This is a genomic window from Klebsiella sp. BIGb0132 (genome assembly GCF_024810075.1).
Taxonomy (GTDB): domain Bacteria; phylum Pseudomonadota; class Gammaproteobacteria; order Enterobacterales; family Enterobacteriaceae; genus Klebsiella; species Klebsiella terrigena.
Window position 1 is genome coordinate 209,856 of record NZ_JANUDW010000003.1, and the last position, 11,266, is coordinate 221,121.

10 protein-coding genes and 1 riboswitch are annotated in these 11,266 nt (G+C 57.5%); of the genes, 3 read left to right on the forward strand and 7 right to left on the reverse strand.

Annotated features, from left to right (window positions below; all coding sequences use genetic code 11):
- Window positions 1-25 precede the first annotated feature (25 nt).
- Window positions 26-172, reverse strand: a riboswitch (TPP riboswitch).
- A gap of 61 nt (window positions 173-233) precedes the next feature.
- The gene (gene sgrR / locus M2416_RS12505; protein ID WP_041144031.1) at window positions 234-1,889 is read right to left on the reverse strand and encodes an HTH-type transcriptional regulator SgrR; all 1,656 of its coding nucleotides are present in this window, start codon (window positions 1,887-1,889) and stop codon (window positions 234-236) included.
- 87 nt (window positions 1,890-1,976) lie between these two features.
- Here sgrR and sgrT point away from each other — a divergent pair, with 87 nt between their 5' ends.
- Entirely contained in the window at window positions 1,977-2,129 is a 153-nt protein-coding gene (gene sgrT / locus M2416_RS12510) for a glucose uptake inhibitor SgrT (protein ID WP_072051895.1), read from the forward strand.
- 185 nt (window positions 2,130-2,314) lie between these two features.
- Window positions 2,315-3,499: a sugar efflux transporter gene (locus tag M2416_RS12515; protein ID WP_259224231.1), complete on the forward strand. Its 1,185-nt coding sequence runs from the start codon at window positions 2,315-2,317 to the stop codon at window positions 3,497-3,499.
- 38 nt (window positions 3,500-3,537) lie between these two features.
- On the opposite strand, the gene aroD is transcribed toward M2416_RS12515, so the two are convergent.
- From aroD to leuL, 6 genes are all read right to left on the reverse strand, one after another.
- A complete protein-coding gene (aroD, locus tag M2416_RS12520) occupies window positions 3,538-4,293 on the reverse strand; it encodes a type I 3-dehydroquinate dehydratase (protein WP_259224232.1) in 756 nt (251 codons plus the stop codon).
- 94 nt (window positions 4,294-4,387) lie between these two features.
- Window positions 4,388-4,993 (reverse strand): 3-isopropylmalate dehydratase small subunit, encoded by a 606-nt coding sequence (gene leuD, locus M2416_RS12525; protein ID WP_041144034.1) that lies wholly within the window; start codon window positions 4,991-4,993, stop codon window positions 4,388-4,390.
- A gap of 10 nt (window positions 4,994-5,003) precedes the next feature.
- The gene (gene leuC, locus M2416_RS12530; RefSeq protein WP_259224234.1) at window positions 5,004-6,404 is read right to left on the reverse strand and encodes a 3-isopropylmalate dehydratase large subunit; all 1,401 of its coding nucleotides are present in this window, start codon (window positions 6,402-6,404) and stop codon (window positions 5,004-5,006) included.
- Window positions 6,405-6,406: 2 nt separating this feature from the next.
- Entirely contained in the window at window positions 6,407-7,498 is a 1,092-nt protein-coding gene (gene leuB / locus M2416_RS12535) for a 3-isopropylmalate dehydrogenase (RefSeq protein ID WP_259224236.1), read from the reverse strand.
- Entirely contained in the window at window positions 7,498-9,069 is a 1,572-nt protein-coding gene (gene leuA / locus M2416_RS12540; RefSeq protein WP_076946397.1) for a 2-isopropylmalate synthase, read from the reverse strand. The genes leuB and leuA overlap by 1 nt, the downstream gene beginning before the upstream one ends.
- Before the next feature lie 94 nt (window positions 9,070-9,163).
- Window positions 9,164-9,250, reverse strand: coding sequence for a leu operon leader peptide (gene leuL, locus M2416_RS12545; RefSeq protein ID WP_115193567.1), 87 nt, complete (start codon window positions 9,248-9,250; stop codon window positions 9,164-9,166).
- 603 nt (window positions 9,251-9,853) lie between these two features.
- Between leuL and leuO the strand changes: the two genes are divergently transcribed.
- Entirely contained in the window at window positions 9,854-10,822 is a 969-nt protein-coding gene (gene leuO, locus M2416_RS12550; protein ID WP_123552790.1) for a transcriptional regulator LeuO, read from the forward strand.
- The last annotated feature ends 444 nt before the right edge of the window (window positions 10,823-11,266 follow it).

Genomic DNA, 11,266 nt, shown 5'->3' on the forward strand with positions numbered 1-11,266 from the left:
CTCACAAAAAAGGGGTGGCAAAGGATTTTGAGTGAGCCTCAAATCCCTTCGCCGGCGTTATCCGGATCAGGTTCGACGGGTATTTTCTCAGCCCATACGCTGCATCCTGCAGGCTGTCACGATGCAACCTGAATGAAGCGGCGTATGTTTATTAGCACCCCGTTGAGAACGGCGACTAGTGTAATGATTTTGTTAGCGGACCGAAAGTGCTTAAGCGCCCGCCGGGGAAGGTGCTAGGGTTCCGGCGGCGCAAACCACGCCGATTTAAAATCAAACCAGCCGAGGGTGTTCATCCTCACGCCGCGCATGCTGCGCTGGCCCTGGATCATCAGCCAGTGGTGGATCAACGGGACGATCGTTTGGTTAGCCAGCAGCTGTTGGCTCCAGGTAGCAGGATTTAACTCGCCCGCATGCCAGCGACCGGCGTCCTCCTCCCAGTCAATCGGGATGCAGTGGCGAATAAGCGGGACTTCATACAGCCAGGCGAAGAGGGAGAAGTCGATCGGCAGGGTAAAGTTGGCGCTGTTTAGCCAGATGTCGCTGACCACCTCGCCGCGGTGCCACTCCGCGTATTCCAGCTCGCGGATCTCCAGCCTGACCTGATGCTCGGCTAACAGCGTCGCCATAATGCCGCCGATCGCGCGATGCTCAATGTGGTCCTGATAATAGGTCAGCGTCACCGACTCGAGGCCCGCGGGCTTCTCGCAGGCGTGGCTGCGCGCGTGGTGCCAGCGCGGCAGCAGGCCGTAGGCCGGGAACCAGTTGCCCTGGTAATGTTCGCCCGCGTGGTAGAGCAGGTTCGCCGGCTGGAACAGATAGCTCAGCCACTGGCGGACGGCGGCATTGGCACCAAGCGGGCTGCGGGAATCAAACAGCAGGTAGTAGCAGCCCTCTTCCAGGCGGCTTTCGACGGCTTTCTCGCTCTGGGTGGTGCCCTGCAGGGTTAAGCCGCCGTTCGACTCTTCGCCAATCTCCGGCAGCACCCAGACGTTGACCTCGTCAATTAATGCCCGATAGCCGAAGTAGTCGTCGAAGGCGTGGATCTTAAGCTGGTTTTGGTTATTGCGCGCGACGGCATAGGGGCCGGTGCCGATCGGCATCGAGGAGTAGTTCTCCATCGACTGCCATTCGCGCGGCAGTATCACCGCCGAAACCTGGCCCAGCAGCCACGGCAGCCAGCGATCCGGCTGCGTCAGATGGATATCCAGCGTCCAGGCGGTCGGCGAGACGATGCGCTCAATATGGGCGTACAGCGGCAGGGCGTTGCTGCGCTGCAAAGAGGCGATCACGTCCTCCATTTCCAGCTCGCGTCCGTGGTGAAAGTGGATGCCGGGACGCAAAAAAAAGCGCCAGTGGGTGGCCGATAGCTGCTGCCAGTGGTGGGCAATATCGGCTTCCAGTTCCCCGTTTTCCTCATTTACCCGCGTCAGGGCGCTAAAGATTTGCCGGGCGATATGGTTTTCCGAACGGCGCAGCGCGCTGCCGGGGAGCAGATTTTTCATCGGCCGGTAGTAGAGCACGCGCAGAATATGCCGCCCCTGGCGAAAGCTCCGTCCGAGGTGGGAGACCAGCATCTGGCGCACGGCGGCCTTATCGCCGACCAGCTGCACCAGCTGATCGATGCGATCCTGCTCCAGCAGATCTTCCGCCCGCTGCTGCTGCAGCGCCAGGCCGGTGTAGAGGAAAGCCAGCTTTGAGCGCTTACCGCGTCCCGCTTCCGCCTCCCAGGTTAGCCAGCCGCGCTCTTCCATCATGTTCAGCAGGGTTCGCATATGACGGCGCGAGCAGCTTAGCATCTCAGCCAGCTCGTTGAGCGTCGTCTCCTGCGACCTCCCTTCGCAGCATTGCCACAGGCGGATGAACTGTTGTTGCAGACGGGCAGAGGACATAAAAGGGGAACTCCTGATGAAAACTCAGCAATTTATTAATCCTCATATTAGGCCAATAATAGATTTCGATGAAGCGAGGAGATGAATATGACGAGGTCAACCGCTAAACAGTTCTACCAACGCTACTTTTCTGCGACGCAGGATGCGTCATGGCTAGCCCGCCTGATGGCAGGACGACAGCAGGAAATACTCGGCGAGCTGATGCAGTGGGGAGTTACGTCGCCGACCTCCGATCGTTAACTTGCCGATATCATGTGTGACTGAGTATTGGTGCGTACCTGTCCACTTTCGCGTTCCCGGCATTAGCGCGGCCTGCTTGTAGCGGCCGCCGGCCTGTAACCTGAAGCAGATAGAGTATAAAATCACCCGCCAGCAGATGACTTCTGCTGGCTTTTTTCGTTTTCTTCGCGTGCTAAGGACATGACATGCTGTGGTTAATGACGATGGGACGGCGGCTTAACGGCGTCTATGCGGCTTTTATGCTGGTCGCTTTTATGATGGGGATTGCCGGTGCGCTGCAGGCCCCGACGCTCAGCCTGTTTCTCAGCCGTGAGGTGGGCGCGCAACCTTTCTGGGTCGGTCTGTTTTACACCGTTAACGCCATTGCCGGGATCGCGGTCAGCCTGGCGCTGGCGAAGCGCTCCGATAGCCAGGGCGACCGCCGCCGGCTGATTATGTTCTGCTGCCTGATGGCCGTGGGCAACGCGCTGCTGTTTGCCTTCAATCGCCACTACTTAACCCTGATTACCTGCGGCGTGATGCTGGCATCCATCGCCAATGCCGCGATGCCGCAGCTGTTCGCCCTGGCGCGGGAGTATGCCGACAGCTCGGCGCGGGAAGTGGTGATGTTCAGTTCGATCATGCGCGCCCAGCTGTCGCTGGCGTGGGTTATCGGCCCGCCGCTGGCCTTTATGCTGGCGCTGAACTACGGCTTTACCACCATGTTCACGATTGCTGCCGGGATTTTTGTCATTAGCCTGGTGCTGATTGCGTTTAAGCTCCCGTCGGTGGCGCGGGTGGAGCAGCCTTCGGAGGCGGCGGGGGCGATAGCCCAGGCCGGCGGCTGGCAGGATAAAAACGTGCGCATGCTGTTTATCGCCTCGACGCTGATGTGGACCTGCAACACCATGTACATCATCGATATGCCGCTGTGGATCAGCAGCGATCTCGGCCTGCCGGATAGCCTGGCCGGGATCCTGATGGGCACCGCGGCCGGGCTGGAGATCCCGGCGATGATTCTGGCGGGCTACTACGTCAAACGCTGGGGCAAGCGTCGCATGATGGTCGTCGCCGTAGCCGCCGGGGTGCTGTTCTACGCCGGGCTGATCCTGTTCCACGACCGCACGGCGCTGCTGGCGCTGCAGCTGTTTAACGCGATTTTTATCGGTATTGTCGCCGGGATCGGCATGCTGTGGTTCCAGGACCTGATGCCGGGACGCGCGGGAGCGGCCACCACGCTGTTTACCAACAGTATTTCCACCGGCGTGATCCTCGCCGGCGTGCTGCAGGGGGCGCTGTCGCAGAGCTACGGCCACGCCAGCGTTTACTGGGCGATCGCGGCGATTTCGCTGGTGACCCTGTTTTTAACCGGCAAAGTGAAAGATATCTAGCCCGTTACCCGCCCGCGGATCGCCGCGGGCGGGCGAGTTCAGGAGAGGATATCGATCGTTTCCCGCAGCTGGCGGATGGCGATTTGCCCCGGCGCAGAGGCCTGGCCCGCGCTGCCGAACGTCATCGCGGAACCAAACAGTCGCCCGGTAACCCGGCTGATGCCGCCCATTTTGCCCATCGACATGGTGACGATCGGGCCGGTAGCGTGCTTCTCCTTCATCGCCAGCGTGGCGGAGAGGAGCGTCAGCACATCCTGCGGAGACTGCGGCATGACCGCTATTTTCGGCAGGTCGGCGCCCAGCTCCTGCATGCGGCAGAGGCGGCGAATAATCTCCTCTTCGGGCGGCGTTTTCTCGAAATCATGATTGCTGATGATTGCCTTCACGCCGGCGGCGTGGGCATCATCGATCAGGGCGCGGATCCGCGTCTCATCGTTGAAGAGCTCGATATCAATCACCTCGACCAGCCCGCTGAGCGCGACCTGACGGTTAAGCGCAAAATAGTCCGCCTCGTCGAGCTGCGCCTCGCCGCCCTCCTTTTGGCTGCGGAAGGTGAACAGCAGCGGCGTATCGGCGAGGATCTGGCGAACTTCAGCCAGCGCCAGCAGTACCTGTTCGGTCTTGCCGACCTGGGCAAAGCCGTCGGCGCGCCATTCGATAATATCGGCATCGACTTCTACCAGCGCCCGAGCGCGAGCCTTCAGCTCATCGAGGGTTTGGCCCATCAGCGGGACGCAGATTCGGGTGGTACCTTGCTGGAAGGTGAGGTTCTTAACCGTTACGGTTGTCGTCATATCGAGGCCTGTGCGAATTTCCTGAGGCCTTCTCAGCTCAGAAGGCATAAAAAAATGCCCGGTCATGGACCGGGCAGGGGAGCCGCTGACGGCTTTAGTTCATAAAGGCCGGCTGCTTGTTCTCGTAGGCGGAGATCGCCCCTTCGTGCTGCAGCGTCAGGCCGATGCTATCGAGGCCGTTCAGCATGCAGTGGCGGCGGAAGGCGTCGATTTTAAAGCTGTACGACTTGTCGCCCGCTTTCACCACTTCGGCTTCCAGATCCACCTCGAACGTAATGCCAGGGTTGGCCTGCACCAGCTTAAACATCTCGTCGACCTGCTCGTCGCTCAGGGTCACCGGCAGCAGCTGGTTGTTGAAGCTGTTGCCGTAGAAGATGTCGGCGAAGCTTGGTGCGATCACCACCTTAAAGCCGTAGTCGGTCAAAGCCCAGGGCGCGTGTTCGCGCGATGAGCCGCAGCCAAAGTTCTCCCGCGCCAGCAGAATCGAGGCGCCTTTGTACTCCGGGAAGTTGAGAATGAACTCCGGATTCGGCTGCTGCCCCTGGTCATCGAGGAAGCGCCAGTCGTTGAACAGATGCGCGCCAAACCCGGTGCGGGTGACTTTCTGCAGGAACTGCTTGGGAATGATCGCATCGGTATCGACGTTTGCGGCATCCAGCGGAACCACCAGGCCAGTATGTTGGGTAAATTTCTCTGCCATGATGGTCTCCTTATTTAATGTCGCGAATGTCGGCGAAATGGCCGCTGACGGCCGCCGCTGCGGCCATGGCCGGGCTGACTAAGTGGGTACGTCCGCCGCGGCCCTGACGGCCTTCAAAGTTACGGTTGCTGGTGGATGCGCAGCGCTCGCCGGGGTTCAGGCGGTCGTTGTTCATCGCCAGGCACATGGAGCAGCCCGGCAGACGCCATTCAAAGCCAGCTTCGATAAAGATCTTATCCAGGCCTTCCGCTTCCGCCTGCGCCTTCACCGGGCCGGAGCCTGGGACAACCAGCGCCTGCACGCCCGGCGCGACTTTACGCCCTTTGGCAATTTCGGCCGCCGCGCGTAAGTCTTCAATGCGCGAGTTGGTACAGGAGCCGATAAAGACTTTATCAATCGCGACGTCGGTCAGCGGGATGCCCGGCTTCAGGCCCATATAGGCCAGCGCTTTTTCCGCGCTTGCGCGCTCTACCGGATCGGCGAAAGAGGCCGGGTCAGGGATCAGGTCGGTGACGGAGATAACCTGGCCCGGGTTGGTTCCCCAGGTGACCTGCGGAGCAATCTCTGCGGCCTGTAAGGTGACGACGCTGTCAAAGGTGGCGTCGGCGTCGGTGGTCAGGGTTTCCCAGTAGGCGACCGCATCGCTAAAGTCCTCGCCTTTAGGCGCGTGCAGACGGCCCTTCACGTAATCAAAGGTGGTCGCGTCCGGCGCCACCAGGCCCGCTTTCGCGCCCATCTCGATGGCCATGTTGCACAGGGTCATGCGACTTTCCATGCTCAGGTTGCGAATGGCTTCGCCGCAGAATTCGACCACGTGGCCGGTACCGCCGGCGCTGCCGGTTTTGCCGATGATCGCCAGCACGATATCTTTCGCGGTGATGCCGGGTGCTGCCTGGCCCTGAACTTCAATCTTCATCGTTTTGGCGCGGCCCTGCTTCAGGGTCTGGGTGGCCAGCACGTGCTCGACTTCGGAGGTCCCGATGCCGAAAGCCAGCGCACCGAACGCGCCGTGGGTCGCGGTATGGGAGTCGCCGCAGACGATGGTCATCCCCGGCAGGGTTACGCCCTGCTCGGGGCCCATGACGTGAACGATCCCCTGATACGGGTGGTTCAGGTCATACAGCTCAACGCCGAATTCGTTACAGTTCTTAATCAGCTCCTGCATCTGGATACGCGCCATTTCGCCGGACGCGTTGATGTCTTTGGTCTGAGTCGAAACGTTATGATCCATGGTGGCGAAGGTTTTTCCCGGCTGGCGCACCTGGCGGTTGTGCGCGCGCAGGCCGTCAAACGCCTGCGGGGAGGTTACTTCGTGTACCAGATGACGGTCGATGTACAGCAGCGGGGTTTCGTTTTGCGCTTCATAAACCACGTGAGCATCAAACAATTTTTCATACAACGTCTTCGCCATGATTACACCCCTTCAGCGACATAGCGGGCAATGATGTCGCCCATTTCATCGGTACTGACCGCCGCCGCACCGCGCGCTAAATCGCCGGTACGGATGCCTTCTTCTAATGCGCTGTTGATCGCGCTTTCGATAGCCGTTGCCGCCGCGTCCGCATCGAGGCTGTAGCGCAGCAGCAGCGCCAGCGACAGGATTTGGGCGATCGGGTTAGCGATGTTCTTGCCGGCGATATCCGGCGCCGAGCCGCCTGCCGGCTCGTACAGGCCAAAGCCTTGTTCATTGAGGCTGGCGGAGGGCAGCATGCCCATTGAGCCGGTGATCATCGCGCATTCGTCGGACAGGATGTCACCGAACAGGTTGGAGCACAGCAGCACGTCGAACTGGGACGGGTCTTTAATCAGCTGCATGGTGGCGTTGTCGATGTACATGTGCGCCAGCTCAACGTCCGGGTACTCTTTGGCGATTTCGCCGACGATTTCTCGCCACAGAATGGAGGACTGCAGCACGTTGGCTTTGTCGATAGAGGTCACTTTGCTCCGGCGCTTGCGGGCCGATTCAAACGCGATGTGCGCAATGCGCTCGATCTCAAAGCGGTGGTAAACCTCGGTATCAAACGCTTTCTCGTGATGGCCGCTGCCTTCACGACCCTTCGGCTGGCCGAAGTAGATGCCGCCGGTCAGTTCACGGACGCACAGGATATCGAAGCCGTTGGCGGCGATATCCGCGCGCAGCGGGCAAAACTCTTCCAGCCCCTGGTACAGCTTCGCCGGACGCAGGTTGCTGAACAGCTTGAAATGTTTACGCAGCGGCAGCAGCGCGCCGCGCTCCGGCTGCTCTGCCGGCGGCAGGTGTTCCCATTTTGGGCCACCGACCGAGCCGAACAGAATGGCGTCTGCCTGCTCGCAGCCGTCTACGGTTGCCTGCGGCAGCGGAGTGCCCTGGCGGTCGATGGCGATGCCGCCAACGTCATACTGGCTGGTGGTAATGCGCATATCGAAACGGTTACGGACGGCTTCCAGTACTTTCATCGCCTGGTTCATGACTTCCGGGCCAATGCCATCACCTGGCAAAACAGCAATATGATAATTCTTCGACATTACACGGTTTCCTTATTGTTCTCGTTATTCTGAGCTTTGCGTTGCAACTCTTTTTCGACTTCAGCGGCGCGCCAGATGTTGTTCAGGACGTGAACCATCGCCTTCGCCGAGGACTCTACGATGTCCGTGGCCAGCCCGACGCCGTGGAAGCGGCGACCGTTGTAGTTAACGACGATATCCACCTGGCCCAGCGCATCTTTACCGTGGCCCTTGGCGCTTAAACCATACTTAACCAGCTCGATGTCATACGCCGTAACGCGGTTGATGGCCTGATAGACGGCATCGACCGGACCGTTGCCGTTAGCCGCTTCGGACTTCACTTCATCGCCGCAGGCCAGCTTGACGGAGGCGGTGGCGATGGCGTTGGAGCCGGACTGCACGCTGAAGTAGTCCAGGCGGAAATGCTCAGGCTCTTCCTGCTGCTTGTTAATAAAGGCCAGCGCTTCCAGGTCGTAGTCGAAGACCTGACCTTTTTTGTCCGCCAGCTTCAGGAAGGCGTCATACAGGTGGTCCATGTTGTAGTCGCTTTCCTTGTAGCCCATCTCTTCCATGCGGTGTTTCACCGCCGCGCGGCCGGAGCGGGAGGTCAGGTTCAGCTGTACCTGATTCAGGCCGATGGATTCCGGGGTCATGATTTCGTAGTTTTCGCGGTTCTTCAGCACGCCGTCCTGGTGAATACCGGAAGAGTGGGCGAAAGCGCCGGTGCCGACGATGGCTTTGTTCGCCGGGATCGGCATGTTGCAAATCTGGCTGACGGTCTGGCTGGTGCGCCAGATTTCGTTGTGATTGATGCGGGTGCGCACGTCCATAATGTCTTTACGCACCTTGATGGCCATGATCACTTCTTCCAGCGAGCAGTTGCCCGCGCGTTCGCCGATGCCGTTCATGGCGCCTTCGACCTGGCGCGCGCCGGCGTGGACGGCGGCAATGGCGTTGCCGACGGCTAAGCCCAAATCGTCATGGGTGTGAACTGAAATGATCGCTTTGTCGATGTTCGGCACGTGCTCGTACAGGCCGGTAATGATGTTGGAGAATTCGAACGGCATGGTGTAGCCGACGGTGTCCGGGATGTTAATGGTGGTAGCGCCGGCGCGGATGGCGGCTTCAACGACGCGCGCCAGGTCAGCAATCGGCGTACGGCCGGCATCTTCGCAGGAGAACTCAACGTCGTCGGTATAGTTACGGGCGCGTTTAATCATATAGATCGAACGCTCAATCACCTCATCGAGGGTGCTGCGCAGCTTGGTGGCGATGTGCATCGGCGAGGTGGCGATAAACGTATGAATACGGAACGCTTCGGCGATTTTTAAGGATTCGGCCGCGACATCGATATCTTTCTCTACGCAGCGCGCCAGGGCGCAGACGCGGCTGTTTTTGATGGTGCGCGCGATGGTCTGTACGGATTCAAAGTCGCCCGGAGATGAGACAGGGAAGCCGACTTCCATCACGTCTACGCCCATACGCTCAAGGGCCAGGGCAATCTGCAGCTTCTCTTTAACGCTCAGGCTGGCCTGTAACGCTTGTTCACCGTCACGTAAGGTCGTATCGAAAATAATGACTTGCTGGCTCATGGTTAAATCCTTAATCGGTGTCCTGGGCGCCTTGCTGACGAGCATAAAAAAACCCGCGCAATGGCGCGGGTTTTATAGTCTTACTGGAAGATGACTAACGCTTAACGTCGCCCAGCAGCCTACCGCGCAAATTGGATGCGTTTAGTAGTAGTAGGCTGGTGAAACGAGTGCTGCGAATCATTGCGTCATACTCCAGATGAAATCGATATGCTTTTAGAGTTACTGGATACGCCTTTTGATGTCAACCCCTGAGGGGGAAAAACGTCTTTTTACCTTGTCACTGAATTAGCTAATTGTGCTGAAGATCGCGCTTTTTTGCCGACAATCGTTTTTGGCGCTGCGGCAGGGGCGAGGCCATTTAAAACATTCACACAATTTCCTTTTCATTCAAGGCCTCACGCTGTCGCGGCGGCGATGGCAGCCATCTTAATGAAAAGACTGAGAATATTTACCATGTGAATGTATTTAAATGAGTTCAGGCTAATTATCTATGATAATGACATGTTAATTTTAATAGCGTGTTCACTCGATACTTTAATGCTGCTTCAATTTAAGTTAACTATTCCTGCCGTTGTTTATCCTTATAAGTTATGAGTAAACTTAGCGCCATCAAGTAATCGATATAGTTAAAATGAATCGGCTATTTTCTCATTCTGCTTATTTTTGCCGAAATCATAACTTTGATATATTCCTAAAATTCATTTTTACCCTTTTGCAAATTTCATATGCGTGCTAAATGATATTTTCAGCATTAATTACTGTACTTGTGCAAAGGGAATTTAGCCTGATGGTGAAATTAGATATGATAATTGAAAGTATTGAATATCAAGCAGCCCCTGCGGCGGAGGTGACGAAACCTCAGCTACGCATGGTCGATCTCAATCTGCTCACCGTCTTTGATGCGGTGATGCAGGAGCAGAATATCACTCGCGCGGCGCATTCGCTGGGGATGTCGCAGCCGGCGGTCAGCAACGCGGTATCGCGTCTGAAGGTGATGTTTAATGACGAGCTGTTCGTGCGCTACGGCCGCGGGATTCAGCCAACGGCGCGTGCGTTCCAGCTGTTTGGCTCGGTGCGCCAGGCTCTGCAGCTGGTGCAGAACGAGCTGCCGGGCTCCGGCTTTGAGCCAATAAGCAGCGAGCGGGTGTTTAATTTATGCGTGTGCAGCCCGCTGGATAACTATTTGACCGCCACAATCCTCAATAAAGTTAGCGAAGCCGCGCCAAATATTCATTTGATTTTTAAATCGGCGCTGAATCAAAATACCGACCATCAATTACGTTATCAGGAAATTGAATTCGTGGTGGGCTATGAAGAGTTTCGCCGCCCTGAATTTGCCTGCGTGCCGCTGTTTAACGATGAGATGGTATTAGTCGCCAGTCGTCAGCATCCGCGTATTAGCGGATTGCTGGCGGAAGAGGACATTTATCGGGAAGAGCACGCGGTTGTGGCCCTCGATCGCTATGCTTCATTCAGCCAGCCCTGGTATGACACTCTCGATAAACAGGCGCGAATTGCCTATCAGGGCAATGCGATGGTCAGCGTATTAAACGTGGTTTCGCAAACGCAAATGGTGGCTATTGCGCCGCGTTGGCTGGCGGCTGAATTCGCGGATAAGCTTAACCTGCAGCTGGTCACGCTGCCGCTGCAGGTTAATAGCCGGACCTGCTATCTCTCATGGCACGAAGCCGCGGGTCGCGATAAAGGCCACCAGTGGATGGAAGAACTGCTGGTCAGTATCTGCCGGCGCTAATCTGTGCGTACATCACCACAAACGGGAGCCGCGGCTCCTGCTTTGTGAGCGGGCAGCAGGGGATATTTGGGCCTGTCGCTGACCGGGGCTAACGCCGCGGCGATTTTCGGATGGTTTTATCTATTATAAAGCAATAAGTCAGAATTTTGTTCTGTTTAGCGGCGGCGGCTAGCGGCAGATTCAGATGAAAAATGGATGATTTCCTGCGGCACGGCAATTTGTCCGAGTAATGATTTGCGTCAATTCCTGTCGGTGAAGTTTTCCACCTGATTTTTTATTAAATCCTCTTTTTTATTCTTTTAATACCTCTCATGTCCCCGCGGTAGTGAATTGCCTGCCCGTTAGCGACCAGTTATGGTAAAGGCACGCAGTCCATTCACCTCAATGCGAAGACGAAACTCTGCGCATTGTGCGAACGCGCGGAAATTGAGTTCCGCTGTCGTT

Bases quoted from the DNA above. Each gene is read 5' to 3' on its own strand.
- sgrR (WP_041144031.1), bottom strand. From the start codon at position 1,889: ATGTCCTCTGCCCGTCTGCAACAACAGTTCATCCGCCTGTGGCAATGC.
- sgrT (WP_072051895.1), top strand. From the start codon at position 1,977: ATGACGAGGTCAACCGCTAAACAGTTCTACCAACGCTACTTTTCTGCG.
- M2416_RS12515 (WP_259224231.1), top strand. From the start codon at position 2,315: ATGCTGTGGTTAATGACGATGGGACGGCGGCTTAACGGCGTCTATGCG.
- aroD (WP_259224232.1), bottom strand. From the start codon at position 4,293: ATGACGACAACCGTAACGGTTAAGAACCTCACCTTCCAGCAAGGTACC.
- leuD (WP_041144034.1), bottom strand. From the start codon at position 4,993: ATGGCAGAGAAATTTACCCAACATACTGGCCTGGTGGTTCCGCTGGAT.
- leuC (WP_259224234.1), bottom strand. From the start codon at position 6,404: ATGGCGAAGACGTTGTATGAAAAATTGTTTGATGCTCACGTGGTTTAT.
- leuB (WP_259224236.1), bottom strand. From the start codon at position 7,498: ATGTCGAAGAATTATCATATTGCTGTTTTGCCAGGTGATGGCATTGGC.
- leuA (WP_076946397.1), bottom strand. From the start codon at position 9,069: ATGAGCCAGCAAGTCATTATTTTCGATACGACCTTACGTGACGGTGAA.
- leuL (WP_115193567.1), bottom strand. From the start codon at position 9,250: ATGATTCGCAGCACTCGTTTCACCAGCCTACTACTACTAAACGCATCC.